Raw genomic sequence first — 17,718 nt, 5'->3', positions numbered from 1 at the left:
GCTTTTATATATACGCAGTCCATCTGCGGCATGGGATATATAAATCCTACGCGACCGTGGCTCCCCGCTGGTTCCTGTGTTCAAACAACTGTATTAGGCCTGTCTGCGGCGGGGCGGCAGGAAATATGCGGCCGCTCCGATATAAGTTAGGCAAAACGGCAGACAAAAGCACCTGCACAGGCTGCTTTTGTCTGCCGTTCCTTCCACTGGAGGCGGCGGTGCTAATGCGCCACGGCGGCGGCTTCTGCACCGCGCGGCACCCGTATCTCCTCCACCAGTTCCTGCACAGCGACGGGCGGAGGCGGCGTCATCCGGGAGACGGCGAAGGAGACGGCAAAGTTCAGGATCATCCCCAGCGTCCCGATGCCCTCCGGCGATATATGGAACAGCCAGTTCTCAGGCTTGTCCATCTCGGGGCTGATGAACTTGAAGTAGGATATATAGGCGATGGTGAACACCAGCCCGGTCACCATCCCGGCGATGGCCCCCTCCCGGTTCATGCGCTTCGAGAAGATGCCCATGATGATGACCGGGAAAAACGACGCGGCGGCCAGGCCGAAGGCAAAAGCCACCACCTCGGCCACAAAGCCCGGCGGGTTGATGCCGAAATACCCCGCGACAATCACGGCTACAGCGGCGGCCACGCGGGCCGCAATCAACTCGCTTTTCTCCGAGATATCCGGCATGAAAGACTTCTTCAGCAGGTCGTGGGAGATGGACGTGGAGATAACCAGCAGCAAGCCCGCCGCCGTGGAGAGCGCCGCCGCCAGCCCGCCCGCCGCCACCAGCGCAATCACCCAGTTGGGCAGCTGCGCAATCTCGGGGTTGGCCAGCACCATGATGTCTTTGTCGATGATCAGCTCGTTCTGCTCCGGGCCTTTTACATACTGGATGCGTCCGTCGCCGTTCTTGTCGTCCAGGGCAATCAGGCCCGTTTTCTGCCAGTTGGTCACCCACTGGGGCATATCGGCTATGGGCTGGTTGCTGGTGGTCTGCAGCATGTTGTACATCCCGAAAGCTCCGACGGCCGGCGCGGTGGTATATAAAATGGCAATGAAAACCAGCGCGTAGCCAGCCGACATCCGGGCATCGCGCACGCGCGGCACCGTGAAGAAGCGCACGATCACGTGCGGCAGCCCGGCGGTGCCCACCATCAGCGCCGCTGTGATAAAGAACACGTCGATGGTGGCCTTGCTCCCGCTCGTGAAGGCAGCGAAGCCCAGCTCCGTCAGCATCCCGTCGAGTTTGTCCAGCATATAACCACCCTCCTTCAGTTCGCTGCCAAGGCCGAGCTGCGGGATGGGGTTGCCGGTGAGCATGAGCGAGATGAAAATGGCCGGCACCATATAGGCGAAAATCAGCACGCAATACTGCGCCACCTGCGTGTAGGTAATGCCCTTCATGCCGCCCAGCACCGCATAAAACAGCACAATCACCATCCCGATCACCACGCCCGTCTCTATCTGCACCTCCAGGAAACGGGAGAACACGATGCCCACGCCCCGCATCTGCCCCGCCACATAGGTAAACGAGATGAATATGGCGCAGACCACGGCCACCAGCCGCGCGGTCCGGGAATAATAGCGGTCGCCCACAAAATCAGGGACGGTGAACTTGCCGAACTTGCGCAGGTAGGGCGCCAGCAGCAGGGCCAGCAGCACGTAGCCGCCCGTCCAGCCCATCAGGTAAACCGAGCCGTCGTAGCCCATGAAGGAGATGAGGCCCGCCATGGAGATAAAGGAGGCCGCTGACATCCAGTCGGCGGCGGTGGCCATGCCGTTCGCCAGCGGCGACACGCCGCCGCCCGCCACATAAAACTCTTTCGTGGAGCCGGCGCGCGACCAGATGGCAATGCCGATGTAAAGGGCGAAACTCAGCCCCACCAGAATGTATGTCCAGGTTAAAATTCCCATTTCGGATTTGTTTAGGTGTGAGGGAGGTTATGCTTCGTCAACGTCAAACTCGCGGTCGAGCCTGTTCATGAGCCACACGTAGGCGAAGATGATGAGTACGAAGAAGTAAATGGCGCCCTGCTGGGCAAACCAGAAACCGAGCTTAAAGCCGCCCAGCCGGAACCGGTTCAGCTCGTCGACCAGCAAGATGCCGCACCCGAACGAAACAATGAACCATATCCCCAGCAGGGTGAGGAGGATGCGCACGTTGCGCTTCCAGTACTGCTGCATGCTTGCCTTGTGATCCATATTGGGTAGCTTCTGATGATTTGCCGGAATAAATTACTTTTTTCAGCGCAGTTAAGCAAACATTTGCAAAATCTGATATAAATGAAGCCGTTTTCCTCCGCTTCTGTTAACATTTGTCTATCCCTCCAAAAGCGGAAAGCCCCGCCTTTCCGGGCGGGGCTATATGGCTGTGACATTCCGGACACCAGGAATGTTGGAAAGCAACTATAGCGCACGAGCCAGAAGGCTTGCGCCATATGGTGTCATATATGGCCTCACATATCCCGCACCGACACAATTACTTCCTTATAGTTTTCCGTGTTATACAGGAAGTGCACGATCTTCCGGCCTACTTCCTCCGGCGAGGCCAGCTCTCCGTGGGCTTTGTAATCCCGGAACTTCTCCACGGCACTGAACCGGCTGGCGTCGGCTTCCCGGATGCTCTCCTGCATGGCCGTATCCACCACCCCCGGCGAAAGGGCATATATGCGGGTACTGGTGCCACGCACCTCCTGCTCTTTCTGCACCGTCAGCGACAGCATATCAATAGCGGCTTTGGAGGCGCAGTAGCTGGCCCAACCGTCCACGGGGTACTTTCCCGCACCGGAACTCACGTTCACCACCACTTTCTGCGCCGGATGATCTTTATATACCTGCAGAAAGGTGTTCATCAGCATGGCTGGCACCACCACGTTCACATCGAAGACAAACTCGAAGCGCTCGTTCGGCATCCCTTCGCCTATATACCCGATGTCTCCCAGCACACCGGCATTGTTCACCAGCACCAGCCTGGCGGCACCCGGGTAAGGCAGAAATACTTTTTGGAGGTTGTGCTCCACGGCATCGATGTCAGAGAAATCCAGGGGCTGGTGGCGGTAGTTCGGGTGGCTGATGCTGTTGGTCCGCTGCACGCCCACCACCTGGTTGTTTCCGTCCTTTAACAGTTCTTCTGCTATTGCCTTGCCAATACCCTTGCTGGCTCCTGTGATGATATAGATGTTCACTGCTTTCACGATAAGAAATTAAAAATTAGGAATTAGCATGTACGGATGTAAGGCGGGGCAAGATATTAAATACGGTGGTTGCGGAAGTAGCAGGCTGACCTGTATATGGGAATATTTATGCACCACTATCAATTAGTTTTTGCGCATATGGCATACTCGCTTTGCAACTATATCGAACCACCCCTGCCCCTCCTGGGGGTGAAGGGGCCCCCTTTAGAGTCCAAGAAGGGGAGTTTTCCTTACTGCTTCACCATTCTTCCTCTTGGCAAATGCCTGTTAAATTTGGCTATATATGGAGCGTTTATTTTGATAGCTATACCTTCAACTATAGTCCTTACAGTTATAGAAAGCAGTAGCAGGCTCCCCTCCTGGGGGTAGGGGCCCTCGAAAAAGACAAGGAGGGGCAGGGGTGGTTGGACAGTTATGCTATTAAACCCATTTGATACTGGTATAAACCCTCACCTTGCCATATATAAATATATAAACAGGTGGAGCGGCGGCATTATCCTATATAGGATAATGCCGCCGCTCCACCTGTTTCACTACTGGGCAGTCGTATTTTATATATGGCTCACACGTCGCAGATCACCACGCTCTCCTTCAGCGAGGCGAGCGGCTCCCCGGAGGCCGGGATGAACTCCTGACCCACGAACCCTTTGTAGCCGGTTGCCAGAATCGCGCGCATGATGGCGGGATAATACAGCTCCTGCGTCTCGTCTATCTCATTGCGGCCGGGCACGCCGCCCGTGTGGTAATGCGATATATAGGGATGACTTGCCTGAATCGTGCGGATTACGTCGCCTTCCATGATCTGCATATGGTAGATGTCGTAGAGCAGCTTAAACCGGTCTGAGCCAATCATCTTCGCCAGCTCAACGCCCCACTCGGTGTGGTCGCACATATAGTCCTTGTGATTGACCTTGCTGTTGAGCAGCTCCATCGACAGCGTCACCTTATGCTTCTCCGCCGTTTTCATCAGCCGTTTCAGGCCAGCGGCGCAGTTCTTCATGCCCTGCTCGTCGTCCATGCCGTTGCGGTTGCCCGAGAAGCAGATCAGGTTGTCATGCCCGGCAGCCGCCACCTTCGGGATCATCGCCTCGTAGCGGGTCACCAGCTCGTCGTGGTACTTCGGCTCGTTAAATCCCTCCGTCAGGCTTTTCTCCGCTCCCCAGGCCATGGCGCAGGTTAGCCCATATTTCTTTAAAGTAGGCCAGTCATCCGGACCCAGCAGTTCTATCGACGACAGGCCGATGCCTTTGGCGGCCTTGCACAGGTCCTCCAGCGGAATATCCTGGTAGCACCACTTGCAAACGGAGTGGTTGATGTTTCCTTTGAGCCTAAACTCTTTCAGCCCGGCGGCCCTCAGCGGCTCCGGCAGCAGCATAGCCGAGGCCACGACTGCTGCCCCGCCTGCCAGGTTCTTCAGCGCCGCGCGCCGGTTATAGTGGTTTTTCATGCTGATGTTTCTTTTTGGAATTCGCTATATATACTTCACAGGGAACGAGCATCCGCCTATTTGCCAGCCGCGGTGGCCTCCCCTTCCTGCTTCTTAAGGGAATACAGGTACTCCACCAGATCCACCAGGTCCTGCTCCGACATCGCCTGCTGCAGGTTGGCCGGCATGATGGAGTTTTCCATTTGTGTTCTGGAGGCTATCTGGGATTTGTCGTAGCGGCTCTTCATGCCGCCGGGGCTCACCAGTTCCAGCTCGTCCTCCGTCTCGCTGGCAATGATGCCGGCCGTCTCCGTTCCGTCCTTCAGCTTGATGATGTATCCCTCATACCCAAAGCTGATGCCCGCGTCCGGGTGGAGGATGGACACGTACAGCGCGTCTTTGGTGAGCTTGCTTCCGATCTGGGTGAGGGCGGGCCCGAAGCTGGAGCCTTCCTTCCCTACCTGATGGCACACGCCGCAGGTTTGCAGAAACACCTTTTTGCCGTTCACCACGGAGCCCGAGCGCTTCGTCAATTCGCTGATAGGCGGCAGCGGCTTGCCTGTCGTGGTGGTGCTGGCCACGTCCAGGTACTTCAGGGCCTCATCGCGTATGCCGGTGCGCATGGCCCCGGCAAGCGTCACCGCCGCTGTCGGCTCCAGTTCCTCCGGAAGCTTCCCGTCCCGCACCACGAACATCAGGCGCTCTTCCCCGCTCCAGCCTGTGCCGAGCGCCTTTACGGCCGCTTTCCGCGTGGTCATGTCTCCCTTCTTGTCCATCATCACAGACTGAATCAGGTCCATGGACTCGTTGCTGCCCACGCGGCTCAGCGCCGCCAGCATGGCCGTTGCCTCTTCCTCGTTGTCGCTGTTGATGGTTTTCTTCAGCAGGTCATTGGCTCCGGACCTCAGCAGCAGCCGCGTGGCCTCCACGCCCAGGCTGCTGTCGGGGTGGGCGAGCGCCAGCTGCAGGAGGGCCTTATTCTGGTTGTTGAGTTTGTAGCGGCTCACCAGGTCCACGAATTCCCGCGTCCCCTTCAGTTCCGCCAGCGTCCTGTCCAGGGCTGCCTTTGCCTTCGGCGACCTGGCCAGGCTCTCGGGGCTTATATGGTTCAGGGCAAGCTGCGACACCTCCGATTTGTGCGGGCCCTGGTAATCCAGCAGCGCCAGCAGCGTTTCGTTCTTGGCTGGGTCGTCTATAAAGTCAAAGGCCCTGAAAAACTTCGCCCTGTCCGCCGACGAGGTACTGGCGTCCGTGATATACTTGGCAAGATAGGGCAGCGCAAGGCCGGTTCTGGAGCGCCACACAATATCCTGGCTCGCTTTGCCTGTCAGGTCGTTTCCTGCCTTCTCCTGATATGCCGTCAAGAATTTGTCCCACTGCTCGTCGGCCCCGATGCCCAGGGCCTCCAGGTACCAGCGGTCCCTGCCGTCGTACTGCTGCGCCAGCTGCGCCCACAGCGCCGGTGCCTCCGGCGACTTGTTGTGGCGGAGTGCAATGGCGGCCTCGCGGCGCACCTGCGGGCTTTGGTCGTTCACCACCTGCTTCACGTAGGGGATGATGTTGTCTGCCTCCTGGCGGGCAATGCGAAGGCCCGTGATGCGGATGTCCGGGTTCTCGTCCTTCAGCGCCTGCTGTATATAGGCATCGCTTTTGCCGTCGATTTTCGCCAGCAGCCACAGCGCCCGTGCCCGCATCCGCTCGTTTTCCGACTTCCACAGCTTCTGCAGCGCGGGCTCTGCCTTCGCGCCCCACTCATGCAGTTTGGTCCAGGCCAGGTAGCGCGTGGCAAGGTTCGGGTTCTGCAGCGCCTCCACCGCACTCTTCGGCGAGGAGAGGTCCAGCTCCGGTGTTTTATAAGGGGTTCCGGGAGGGGCTATCCTGTAGATGCGGCCCCTGTTCATGTCCGCCATCTGGTGTCCGCCCACACCCGGGTCGTACCAGTCTGACACAAAAATAGAACCGTCCGGGGCCACGCTCAGGTCCGAGGGGCGGAACCACTGGTCGCGCACGCCCTCCACCAGCGGCACCATCTCAGCCTTATACCCGGCACCGTCTTTTGTCACAGGGTAGGACCGCACAGTGTTCGGACCCGCGTCGGTGTGAATCATCTGGTTGTGGTATACCTCCGGCAACAGCGTGCCCTCATATATGACCATGCCCGTTGGCGAGCCTGCGCCTGTCTGCAGCAGGTTCGGCACAACGCCGGGGTCGTTCAGGTGCCAGTGCTGCAGTGGTATCTCTTTTTCCATGTTGGTGCGACGGGAGCGCCACCCGGCGCCGGTCATCTCGTCGGTGTAGCCGTAATTGCCGAACTCCATCACGTAGTTGATGCGCACACCCTGGTTTCCGTCGTCGTCGTTGTCGGACTGCCACAGCGTGCCGTAGGAGTCCACGGCGGCCTCGTAGTTGTTGCGGAAGTTGTGGGCCAGCACCTCAAACTCAGTTCCGTCGGGGTTCACCCGGAAAATCATCCCCTGGCGGTAGGGCTTTCCGCTGTTGTTTACCACCTTGCCGTCCATATCAACAATAGGTTTGCCTTTGGCGTCCATTATCTGCTGCCCCTCGTTGCCGAAGTTGAAGTACAGCTTGCCGTCCGGGCCGAAGGTGAAGGAGTGGATGGCGTGGTCGTGCTGCTCACCGCCCAGGCCGGAGTAAAGCACCTCTTTCTTGTCCGCCACGTCGTCTCCGTTTGTATCGGTGAACATAAACACGTTCGGGCTGCTGGACACGATGACCTTGTTGCCCAGTACTGCCACCCCGAGGGCGGCATTGATGTCGGTGCCCTGGTAAAACACCTTGGCTGTATCGGCTTTGCCGTCCGCATTCAGGTCCTCCAGAATCAGGATGCGGTCCCCTTCCTCGCGCTGGGGATTGCCCGGGTTGAGCTCGGGACGGTAGTTGAAAGCCTCCGCCATCCACACGCGGCCTTTGGCATCCACGTCGATGTTGGTGGGGTTGCCTATCATGGGCTCGGAGGCGAAAAGCTCCACCTTAAGCCCCTCGGCGGCCTCCAGGCCCAGCAGGGCGTTCTCCGGCAGCCTTTTTTGCTCATCCGACAACTGGCTGTAGAGCGAGTCCCGTTCGGCTGTGGTCTGCGTTGGCTCCTGTATGGCCACCTGCTTCGTGTCGCTGCACGAGGCAAGCGCCAGCACGCTCATCAGGAAGGCCCCTGTTTGTATTTTTCTTTTCATGGAGTGAGGTTGATAGTTATTCTTTTGTAATGCAGGCCCGAAGGGCATATATAAATCGATCTTCTGTAACTGCGCAAGGCTATGAAAACCCGGTTTTGGCTTCAGAAGTGTCCCCAATGAAGCTTCCCGGAATATAAACAATTCAACAGTGTTCAATCAACACTTAATATTGTTATTTTAATGCTAACTCACAAGCAAAAGCAAATATTTAAGGGGATGGTGCTACGGCAGGGGACGCGGGCACAGGATACGGCTGCACAGGAAGCGAAACTGCATATAACAGATATAACCTGCCACCCCTCAAAATAAAAAGCTGGCGCCTCTGCCAAAACAGAAACGCCAGCTTTTAAAATATCTCCCCAGTAACGAGGCTACATATGGCAGGTCCTGATCGCCACACTTATCAGGCCTACACCACTTCAACTTTCTAACTCTCCAACTCCCAAACTACAATATGTACTGGCTCAGGTCGCGGTTCTTCACCATGCCAGCAAGTTTTTCCTGCACTGTTTCGCGCGTGATGACGATGTGGGCGTTGGCGCTGATCTTATCCGGCACGTCAAACAGGAAGTCGTTCAGCAGGCGGCTCATGACCGTGTGCAGGCGGCGGGCTCCGATGTTTTCCACCTCCGAGTTAACCTCAAAGGCGATGGAGGCGATTTCGTCCAGGGCCTCGTCGTTGAAGGTCAGTTCCACATCTTCCGCCGACAGCAGCGCCTCGTACTGTTTCGTCAGGGCATTCTTCGGGAACTTCAGGATCTGGTAGAAGTCGTCCTTTGTCAGGCTGCTCAGTTCCACACGAATCGGGAAGCGGCCCTGCAACTCCGGGATCAGATCGGATGGCTTGGCCACGTGGAACGCCCCGGCGGCAATGAACAGGATATGGTCGGTGTTGATGATGCCGTACTTGGTGTTCACCGACGAGCCTTCCACAATCGGGAGCAGGTCGCGCTGCACCCCCTCGCGGCTTACATCGGGCCCGCTGCCACCTTTCTTGCTGGAACTGGCAACCTTGTCGATCTCGTCTATAAATATCACGCCTGAGTTCTCGGCCTTAAAGATAGCTTCTTCCTTCACCTCGTCCATATCGATGAGTTTGGCAGCCTCCTCCTCCAGCAGAATCTTACGGGCTTCGGCAATCGTGACTTTGCGCTTCTTGGTTTTCTTGGGCATCATCCCGCTGATCATCTCCTGGATGTTCATCATCGAGGCCTCGTCCATGCCCGGCGCCAGCGTGCCTACACCCGGCATGGCGCTCTGCTGCACCCGTATTTCAATCTTGCGGTCTTCCAGTTCGCCGTTGCGGATTTTCTCCCTGAATTTCTCGCGGGTGCGCTCGTTCAGTTCATAGTCCGAGTCCGGCATCTTGCTGGGGTCTGAGGTGTAGGAGACAGGCGTGCTGGTTCTGCCCTGGATCGGCGGTATCAGCGCATCCAGAATCACGTCCTCCACCAGTTCAGCGGCCCGCGCCTTCACTTCCTCCTTCTTCTTCTGCTTCACCATGTTCACCGACTGCTCCACCAGGTCGCGCACCATGCTCTCCACGTCGCGGCCCACGTAGCCCACCTCGGTAAATTTAGAGGCCTCTACCTTGGTGAAGGGCGCATCGGCGATTTTGGCCAGGCGACGGGCAATCTCTGTTTTACCCACGCCAGTCGCCCCTATCATCAGGATGTTGTTCGGTACTATCTCGCTTCGGATACTCTCTGCGGCATTCATCCGGCGCCAGCGGTTGCGCAGCGCGATGGCTACGTTGCGCTTGGCGTCGTGCTGCCCGATGATGTATTTATCCAGCTCCGCCACAATCTGGGCCGGGGTCAAGTGTTCTATATTGTCTAACATGCTCTTTCTTCTTTTAATTTATATAGGGGCCTTGCAGCTAAAACAGCCTGCGGCCCGCCGTGTTATCAAATACTTTTCTTTTTCAGGATCGTTTGGGTGTTGGTGCTGAGGGTGATGTAGTGCGTGGCACCAGAAGGGTGAAAAAAGGCGCTGCCATAACTCAGCTCGAACGCCCGCACCCGCAGCATGGCCCCCAGTGAGAAACCGGCCCCGCCCGATGCGGTGTCGAGGCGCAGCTCGCGGCGGCGCAGGTGATTGTAGCCTGCCCGCACCTGAAAGTTTTTGCTGAAGATGAATTCAGCCCCCAGTACAAAATGCCGCGCTATTTTATCAGCCAGCTTCTTCTCTTCCTTCACCTCGTTTCCGTTCTCATCCAGCTGCCCCGGCGCGTTCGGGTCGAGGTACACGATGTCGAACTGGTAGAGGCGGTGCGCCGTGAGCGACAGCCGCACGGGCATATGCTCCGGCTTGTAGCTGATGCCTAACTGCGCATCGAAGGGCATCGGCTGCCGATCGCCACCCTCATATGGCTTCACATGGTATCCCATGTTCTTAAACGCGAGCCCCACCGTCAGGTCTTTCTCCGGATGCTTGAAAGCAACGCCGGCATCGGCCAGCAGCCCTACCGCCTGACTGCCCGCCATACTCGATACCGCTACTTTGGCCGTGGCTCCTAACGTAAAAGCCTCCACATGCCGGGCGTGCGTCAGGCTCAACATATAGTCATTTACGGTGAAGCTGCCTTCAACAGCCCCGGTGGCGTCGCGCTGCACAAAATCCCCGTAGTTGAGGTAATTGATGCCCGCCGCCCAGCGCCCATGTTTCGCTGTGTTGAAGGCATAGGCCACACTGCTTTGTTTTATATCGGCCAGGTAGCCTATATAGCTCAGCGAAAGCTGGTGGTCCATTTCCGCATGCAGCAAGGCTGGGTTGGCTGCCACCATGCTCACATCGTGCGCCCCCGCCGTCACGTTGACGCCGCCCAAAGCTGCCTGCTTTGCGCTGTTCGGCAACTCCAGAAACGTGAAGCCCCGCTGCCCGCCCACCTGCGCCTGCGCCGCCAGCGTTAAGCTGAGTAGCAGAAAGGTTAGCAGGGGCTTGTGTAGACTCATGCTTCTTGAAGCTATTTAGAGTAATTTTGAATGAGTGGTTGAGTGAATGAGCGAATCTTAAAAATACAGCGTTTGAACTGCCCTTGTACAATGGGGCTTCTTATTCAGCGATATAGATTCTACCCAGTACCATTCACACATTCACTCAACCACTCATTCACAATTCTTTCCTCACTCATCCAGAATTTTTTCCTCCCGCACCGTCAGCTTCAGCGGATTTTTCACCTTCTCTTTCAGCAACGCGATCTTCACCACGTCATCCACGCGGTCCACATAATGGATGTGCAGGCCTTTTATATAGTGCGCCGGTATCTCGTTGATATCTTTCTTGTTTTTCTGACAAAGGATAATGTCGATGATGCCGGCACGTTTGGCCGCCAGTATTTTTTCTTTGATGCCGCCCACCGGCAGCACCTTGCCGCGCAGTGTTATCTCACCCGTCATCGCCAGCCGCGACTTCACCTTGCGCTGCGTGAACACAGAGGCAATAGACGTAAAAATGGCAATACCGGCCGACGGACCGTCTTTCGGAACTGCACCTTCCGGGAAGTGGATGTGCAGGTCGTACTGGTCGAACAGGCGGTAATCGATATCGAGCAGGTCGGCGTGCGCTTTCAGGTAAGATATAGCCGTCATCGCCGACTCCTTCATCACATCCCCCAACTGGCCCGATAAGGTGAGTTTGCCCTTGCCCCGGCTCAGGATAGACTCGATAAACAGGATATCGCCGCCCACCGAGGTCCAGGCCAGGCCGGTTACCACGCCCGCCGTGTCGATGTCCTGGTATATATCCCGGTCAAAAATCTCGGAGCCAAGAATTTTGGTCACATCTTCTGGTTTGATGGTTTTGGCGAACTCCTCCTCCATCGCCTTCTGCTTGGCTGTATTGCGCACCAGTTGTCCGATTTTCCGCTCCAGGTTCCTGACCCCGGACTCGCGGGTATAATCGTCAATCAGTTTATGGAGCGTCTGCTTTGGCACCTTCACGTCATCCGGCTCCAGGCCGTGCTCCTTCAGTTGCTTGGGCACGAGGTGGCGCTTGGCAATTTCCGCTTTCTCCTCCAGGGTATAACCCGTAATCTCGATGATCTCCATGCGGTCGCGCAGGGCGGGCTGGATGGTATCGAGGGAGTTGGCGGTGGCAATGAATAGCACCTTCGAAAGGTCGTACTCCACGTCCAGGTAATTGTCCATGAAGGTGTGGTTCTGCTCCGGGTCCAGCACCTCCAGCAGCGCGGAGGCCGGGTCTCCCCTAAAATCGGAGGCCAGCTTGTCGATCTCATCCAGGATAATGACCGGGTTGGAAGAACCGGTTTTCTTTATCTGGCTGATGATCTTTCCCGGCATGGCGCCCACGTAGGTGCGCCGATGGCCCCGTATCTCGGCCTCATCGCGCACGCCGCCCAGCGACATGCGCACATAGTTACGGCCCAGCGCCTTGGCGACGGAGCGGCCCAATGAGGTTTTACCGACGCCCGGAGGTCCGTACAGGCACAGGATGGGCGCTTTCATATCGTTCTTCAGCTTCAGCACGGCCAGGTACTCCAGAATCCGCTCCTTCACCTTCTCCAGGCCATAATGGTCGGCGTCCAGAATCTTTTTGGTGCGCTTCAGGTTGAAGTTGTCTTTGGTGAACTCGTTCCAGGGCAGGTCGAGCAGGAACTCGAGGTAGTTCACCGCCACGGGGTACTCGGCCGCCTGCGAGTTGAGGCGGGCCAGCTTCTCTATCTCCTTCTGGAAGTGCTTCGCCACCGGCTCGGCCCATTTCTTCTTCTTCGCCCGCTCCCGGAAACGCTCTATCTCCTGGTCGGGTCCCTCCTGCCCCAGCTCGTCCTGCAGCACCTTGATCTGCTGCCGCAGGAAATAGTCGCGTTGCTGCTGGTCGATGTCGGTGTGTACCTTGGAGTGGATTTCCTGCTTCAGCTCCAGCATCTGGATTTCGCGGAGCATCAGTTCCAGCAACTGGGTGCCGCGCTCGGTGCTGTCGTTCACCTCCAGCAGCGCCTGCTTCTGGGCCACCTCCACGTTCAGGTTGCTCGACAGGAAGTGCGTCAGGAAGCTGGGGCTGTCGATGTTGTCAAGGGCCACCTGCGCCTCCTGCGGAATCTCCGGGTTCAGCTTCAGCATCTTGCCCGCCGCGTCCTTCAGCGACTGCACCAGCGCCTTCACCTGCCTGTTCTTTCTGTCCAGCGGCGTTTCCTCGCACAGGCTCACCCTGGCTGTCAGGTAAGGGTCCTCGCGTTTTATCTCGTCGATGCGGAAGCGGCTCTGGCCCTGGATGATGATGGTGGTATTGCCGTCGGGCAGCACCAGCATCTTGAGGATCTTGGCTACGGTGCCTACAGGATAGAGGTCTTCTCCGGACGGATCGTCGCTGCTGGTGTTCTTCTGCGCCACCACGCCCACAATCTTATCGCCGGTGTGGGCCTTGCGCACCAGTTTCACCGACTTCTTCCGGCTGACCGTGATGGGCAGCACCACCCCCGGAAAAAGCACCGTGTTGCGCACCGCCAGTATCGGCAGCTCGTCGGGCAGGTCCTCCGTCTTTACGTCATCCTCAATGTCTGCTGTGATTACCGGGATGAGCTCGCTCTCCTCGTCGTCAGAAATTCCGCTTAGTAACAGGTTGTGTAGAAAATGCTTGAATGTTTGGTTCATATATAGATTAATGCCATAATGACAGAAAAACACAATGTGTCCCCCGTTTTTCTGTTCCGCAGTTATAATGTCAACTCTTGTGCCAAGGCAAGCGTGGCAGGAGATTTGTGCTTCCGCAGGGAAAGCGCCTTACCTTTACCTTAAAATTGAATACGGGTTGCGCCGCCGTCTCCAATTATATCGTAGATTTAATATCTTTGGCACCCGGGGCAAACCTGTTAGACTGATGAAGCGACCTTTCCTGCTGGCTATATACTTGCTGCTACTGCTTTATGGCCCTTTTCAGAGCCAGGGGCAGCAGTACAAGCGTGCCTCCCCCGCCGGCCTGAAGGTACACAAACAAATCCCCGATCCTGTCTATCAACCCGATTTCCCCAATTTAAATAAAATACCTTACTATCACGAGCCCAGGCGGCTGGCGGCGATACAAAAACTGGAAAAGCGCGGAAAATACAAGCAGGCGCTGCCACTGCTGGAGCGGTATGTACAAAACTTCGGCATCCAGAATTTTTACAAAGACACGCACCTGCTCTGGCGCCTGGGCCAGCTCTACGAGCGGCAGGGCGACACGGAGAAAGCCAAGGCGCTCTACCGCCTCGTGCTCAAGCACCACCGCTCCGACGTGCGGGAGGTCACCTCGCACTACGACTCGCTGGACAAGAACACCACAGACTACTACGTGCCGCTCGATTATTATTACGAGCTGGTGGAGTACCGCAAGTCCATCGCCACGTTTAAGCCGCCCAGAGGCGTGTACGTGAACATGGGCAGCGCCATCAACTCCGACTACGCCGACTACGGCCCCACCCTGAATGACGAAAGCCAGCGGCTTATATATACCTCGAAGCGAAACGTGAACTATCAGGGCATGGAGACGCGGGTAAACGAGGATCTGTTTTACAGCAAACAGAACAACGGTTTCTGGGAGGAGGTGCAGTCGTTCGGGAAGCCCATCAACAGCATCTACAACGAGGGCTCCGCCTGCCTGAGCCGCGACGGCCAGACCCTGTACTTCGCCCGGTGCGAGGCGCCGGACGGCATGGGCAACTGCGACCTATATAAAGCCACGCTGCAGGCGGACGGCTCGTGGGGCGGCATCACCAACCTGGGAGCAAACGTGAACTCCGAGGCCTGGGACTCGCAGCCCACGCTCTCCCGCAACGAAGACACACTCTACTTCGCCTCAGACCGCCTGGGCGGCTTTGGCCTGTCGGATATATACTTCACCCATAAAACGAAAGGCGGCAACTGGGCGCGGGCGCAGAACCTGGGCCCGGTGGTGAACACGCGCGAGAGTGAGGTGAGCCCGTTCTTCCACCCGCTCTACCAGGTGCTGTACTTCAGCTCGCGGGGCCAGCTCTATAACTTCGGCGACTTCGACATCTATAAAACCTACAAGGTGCAGGGCCACTGGCAGGAGCCGCGCAACATCGGGCCGCTGGTGAACGGGCGCGGCAGCGAGTACTACTTCACCATCGACGCCGCCTCCAAAAACCTCTACTACGCCCGCTCCGAACCCGACGACCTCAACAACCTTGACCTGTACTCGTTTCCGCTGCCCATGGAGGCCCACCCGCTGGCCGTTACCAAAGTAGAGGGCACGCTCACCGACTCAGTTACCCAAAAGCCGCTGTCGGGCATTATCTCCATCATCGACATGGACAACGGCGTGGAAATCTCCTCCCGGTACATCCGCCCGGACGGCTCCTTCGAGTTCGACCTGATCGACAACACGCGCTATATGATTTTGATCCAGAGCCCGGACTTCTTCACCATTGAGCGGGAGCTGTCGCTGCAACAGGACACGTCGTTTCAGGTGATGACAACGGTGATCGACTACAGCATCCCGCTTGTGTTCCAGAACATCGAGTTTGACGAGAACCAGTCGACGATTAAGGCGGGGATGGAGCCGGTGCTGGATGAGGTAGCGCTGTTCCTGATCGACCACCCCACCTACCGGCTGGAGATCGCGGGCCACACCGACGGCCTGGGAAACCCCGAGTTCAACCTCTCGCTTTCGCAGGACCGGGCAAATGCCATCAAACAGTACATAGAGCGCAAGTTAAACATTCCAGGCGACCGCATCGACGCCATCGGCTACGGCAGCCAGAAGCCGCTGCGGGAGGAGAAGACCGACGAGGACCGCCGCATGAACCGCCGCGTGGAGTTCACCATTATCAAACCGAAGAAGAATAACCGGTAGCGGGCTGCTGCTGCTTGTGCCAGTATCAAATGGATTTTGCGTATCTGTCCAACCACCCCTGCCCCTCCTTGTCCAAGGAGGGGAGTCTACTTCTATCTGCTAACTTTCAAGACTATAGATGATGATATAGTTTTTAAAATAAATACATCATGTGCATTTATATCTAATCAGGCATTTGCTATGAGGAAGAATGGTGAAGCAGTAAGGAAAAGCTCCCCTCCTTGGACAAGGAGGGGCAGGGGTGGTTCGAATGTACTTGCACACGGGTATGCGAGAAACCCAATGGAGGAAGATATCAGTTACTTCTTTGGGAAGAGGCGGTTATATATACTGCAGCCACACAAGAGTTGATGATGACGGAACAGCCAGACGCCATGCCACTGAAGCGGCATGGCGTCTGGCTATATATGGCCCTATATAGCCGCCCCTAAAAGGTCAGCTTTTTTGTCACCTCGCCGGGCTGCAGCAGCACACTCTCGGTCTTGCCTTTGTAGTTCACGTTCACGATGTTCATCTGGTCTGTGAACAGATCGGTCAGGATGGCGTTTTTGATATATAGCTGTGTCAGGGCCGCCTGCTGCACCGGCACCTCCACATACAGCCACACCACATCAGCGTCCGCCTCCGAGCCCAGCAGCTTTGCCTTCAGCGGCTTGCCTTTCTCCAACCCGAACGAGAGCGTGGATTGGAGGTAATCAGACAACTGCTCCTTTACGGCCACGGAACTGCTGCTGTACGTGATGTTGGATTTTGCCTGGCGCGACAGCGCGTCCTCCAGGTCGTCCATGAACACTTTCACGGCCACCTCCAGGCTTTGGGTGCGTGGGTTATACGCCACGTCGGTGATGCTGGCGTGGTAATCGTGGGCGCTGGCTGGCTGCGCGGCCAGCAGGGCCGCGAACAGCAGCACGCCCGTCAGAAGTTTAGATAGCATAGGTTCTTATTTCGTGGCGGGCAGGTCGGCCAGTACGCGCTGCGCCATATTGGGCATGTTGTCGCTCACGATGCGCTGCACGTCGTTGATGTTGGATTGGTAAGGCACCTTCACCTTGTTGCCGGACACCAGCTCGCCATTACTGTCATATATAGAGTAATGAACCAGAAAATCGCGCTGATAGTTCTGTGCCGCCCTGTCCAGGCAGTTTTCATATATGGTTTTCACCTCAAACTGGTTGATGAAAACGTAGTAATCGATGCCGTACTGGCCGTTGAAGTAGGTGAAGAAGTTCGGGTCTTTCACCTTCACGCCGAAGTGCTTGGTAGGGTCCTGCGCCACCGACACCTTCTCCGGCTCCTCGCCCATCCCCATCTTTTCCTTCTGGCGCAGCACCCAGGCCACAGCCCCTTTCTCTTCCTCCTTCACCACGGGCTGGTGGTTGTAGCGCGACTGCTTGTTGTCCTGATAGCTGTAGCTGAGCGATTTATATATACGGCTCAGCTCGCTCACGCTGTCGCGGTACACGCCGCCCAGCAGGTGGATGGTTTCATAGCCTTTCGGCGCCAGCATGGCGTTCAGCCTGCCCCGGAACACGTGGCGCACGTTCTGCCGCGGTATATGCGACTGGCGCGCAATCTCGTAGTCGGCGTCGGAGAAGTACAGATAGGGGTCGAAGGGGATGACGAGGATGCGGCTCCTGGTTTTGAGAGCGGCGGGGCCGGGGGCTGGCACCGGGGACGCGGAGGTGCTTTCTGCGGCCCGCGGCGCGGCGGCAACAGCAGTAGCAGCCTTTGCCTGCGGCTCAACTTGCCGGGAGGCTGGCGCCGGCTGATCGGCAGGCTGTGCAGCCGCGGAAGCAGTGCTATTTTCGGCAGGCTTGGGCTGCCGCGCCAGGTACAGTGTCTGGCCTATCTGCAGGGTGTTGTTGTTCCACTTTTGCAGCGAGTCCAGCGGGATGCTGAAGCGGCGCGACAGGCTGTAGTAGGTGTCGCCCTGCTGCACCACGTACACGCTGTCGCCGGGGGAGGCCACAGCGTGCGGGTTTATATATAAGTCCGGTGCGGCTGGTGCCGTCCCGGCGGCGGTAAAGGCAAGAAAAAAAAGTACGATTAAGCTTGTAAGGGATTGGCTAAAAGGGGATTTCATTGGGAAACCT

General features: G+C 57.2%; 11 protein-coding genes. 1 reads left to right on the top strand and 10 read right to left on the bottom strand.

The window, feature by feature from the left end; translation table 11 throughout:
- Nucleotides 1-221: 221 nt before the first annotated feature.
- The 8 genes from GSQ62_RS15935 to lon form a co-directional block, all read right to left on the bottom strand.
- Nucleotides 222-1,913, bottom strand: coding sequence for a sodium:solute symporter family protein (locus tag GSQ62_RS15935; protein WP_161890424.1), 1,692 nt, complete (start codon nucleotides 1,911-1,913; stop codon nucleotides 222-224).
- A gap of 27 nt (nucleotides 1,914-1,940) precedes the next feature.
- Nucleotides 1,941-2,201, bottom strand: a complete 261-nt coding sequence (locus GSQ62_RS15930; protein WP_161890423.1) for a DUF4212 domain-containing protein — start codon at nucleotides 2,199-2,201, stop codon at nucleotides 1,941-1,943.
- A gap of 254 nt (nucleotides 2,202-2,455) precedes the next feature.
- The gene (locus GSQ62_RS15925; protein ID WP_237586685.1) at nucleotides 2,456-3,193 is read right to left on the bottom strand and encodes an SDR family NAD(P)-dependent oxidoreductase; all 738 of its coding nucleotides are present in this window, start codon (nucleotides 3,191-3,193) and stop codon (nucleotides 2,456-2,458) included.
- 562 nt (nucleotides 3,194-3,755) lie between these two features.
- Entirely contained in the window at nucleotides 3,756-4,640 is an 885-nt protein-coding gene (locus GSQ62_RS15920) for a hydroxypyruvate isomerase family protein (protein ID WP_161890422.1), read from the bottom strand.
- A 56-nt stretch (nucleotides 4,641-4,696) separates the two neighbouring features.
- Nucleotides 4,697-7,810, bottom strand: coding sequence for a PVC-type heme-binding CxxCH protein (locus GSQ62_RS15915; RefSeq protein WP_161890421.1), 3,114 nt, complete (start codon nucleotides 7,808-7,810; stop codon nucleotides 4,697-4,699).
- Between the two features lie 447 nt (nucleotides 7,811-8,257).
- Entirely contained in the window at nucleotides 8,258-9,652 is a 1,395-nt protein-coding gene (gene hslU / locus GSQ62_RS15910) for an ATP-dependent protease ATPase subunit HslU (RefSeq protein ID WP_161890420.1), read from the bottom strand.
- A 65-nt stretch (nucleotides 9,653-9,717) separates the two neighbouring features.
- Nucleotides 9,718-10,764: a type IX secretion system protein PorQ gene (gene porQ, locus GSQ62_RS15905; protein ID WP_161890419.1), complete on the bottom strand. Its 1,047-nt coding sequence runs from the start codon at nucleotides 10,762-10,764 to the stop codon at nucleotides 9,718-9,720.
- A gap of 171 nt (nucleotides 10,765-10,935) precedes the next feature.
- The gene (lon, locus tag GSQ62_RS15900; protein ID WP_161890418.1) at nucleotides 10,936-13,422 is read right to left on the bottom strand and encodes an endopeptidase La; all 2,487 of its coding nucleotides are present in this window, start codon (nucleotides 13,420-13,422) and stop codon (nucleotides 10,936-10,938) included.
- Nucleotides 13,423-13,648: 226 nt separating this feature from the next.
- Between lon and GSQ62_RS15895 the strand changes: the two genes are divergently transcribed.
- Complete coding sequence (locus tag GSQ62_RS15895) at nucleotides 13,649-15,625, top strand: OmpA family protein (protein ID WP_161890417.1); 1,977 nt, start codon at nucleotides 13,649-13,651, stop codon at nucleotides 15,623-15,625.
- 427 nt (nucleotides 15,626-16,052) lie between these two features.
- Here GSQ62_RS15895 and GSQ62_RS15890 read toward each other — a convergent pair whose 3' ends face one another.
- Nucleotides 16,053-16,559 carry a DUF6702 family protein gene (locus tag GSQ62_RS15890; protein ID WP_161890416.1) on the bottom strand — a complete coding sequence of 169 codons (507 nt, stop codon included), beginning with the start codon at nucleotides 16,557-16,559 and terminating at the stop codon, nucleotides 16,053-16,055.
- Nucleotides 16,560-16,565: 6 nt separating this feature from the next.
- The gene (locus GSQ62_RS15885) at nucleotides 16,566-17,708 is read right to left on the bottom strand and encodes a LysM peptidoglycan-binding domain-containing protein (protein ID WP_161890415.1); all 1,143 of its coding nucleotides are present in this window, start codon (nucleotides 17,706-17,708) and stop codon (nucleotides 16,566-16,568) included.
- Nucleotides 17,709-17,718 lie beyond the last annotated feature (10 nt).

Origin of the sequence: Pontibacter russatus (assembly GCF_009931655.1) — a bacterium.
Taxonomy (GTDB): domain Bacteria; phylum Bacteroidota; class Bacteroidia; order Cytophagales; family Hymenobacteraceae; genus Pontibacter; species Pontibacter russatus.
This window is presented reverse-complemented; position numbering and strand designations above follow the sequence as displayed.

What these genes read in the sequence shown, in the direction of transcription:
- GSQ62_RS15935 (WP_161890424.1), bottom strand. Translation starts at nt 1,913, where the DNA reads ATGGGAATTTTAACCTGGACATACATTCTGGTGGGGCTGAGTTTCGCC.
- GSQ62_RS15930 (WP_161890423.1), bottom strand. Translation starts at nt 2,201, where the DNA reads ATGGATCACAAGGCAAGCATGCAGCAGTACTGGAAGCGCAACGTGCGC.
- GSQ62_RS15920 (WP_161890422.1), bottom strand. Translation starts at nt 4,640, where the DNA reads ATGAAAAACCACTATAACCGGCGCGCGGCGCTGAAGAACCTGGCAGGC.
- GSQ62_RS15915 (WP_161890421.1), bottom strand. Translation starts at nt 7,810, where the DNA reads ATGAAAAGAAAAATACAAACAGGGGCCTTCCTGATGAGCGTGCTGGCG.
- hslU (WP_161890420.1), bottom strand. Translation starts at nt 9,652, where the DNA reads ATGTTAGACAATATAGAACACTTGACCCCGGCCCAGATTGTGGCGGAG.
- porQ (WP_161890419.1), bottom strand. Translation starts at nt 10,764, where the DNA reads ATGAGTCTACACAAGCCCCTGCTAACCTTTCTGCTACTCAGCTTAACG.
- lon (WP_161890418.1), bottom strand. Translation starts at nt 13,422, where the DNA reads ATGAACCAAACATTCAAGCATTTTCTACACAACCTGTTACTAAGCGGA.
- GSQ62_RS15895 (WP_161890417.1), top strand. Translation starts at nt 13,649, where the DNA reads ATGAAGCGACCTTTCCTGCTGGCTATATACTTGCTGCTACTGCTTTAT.
- GSQ62_RS15890 (WP_161890416.1), bottom strand. Translation starts at nt 16,559, where the DNA reads ATGCTATCTAAACTTCTGACGGGCGTGCTGCTGTTCGCGGCCCTGCTG.
- GSQ62_RS15885 (WP_161890415.1), bottom strand. Translation starts at nt 17,708, where the DNA reads ATGAAATCCCCTTTTAGCCAATCCCTTACAAGCTTAATCGTACTTTTT.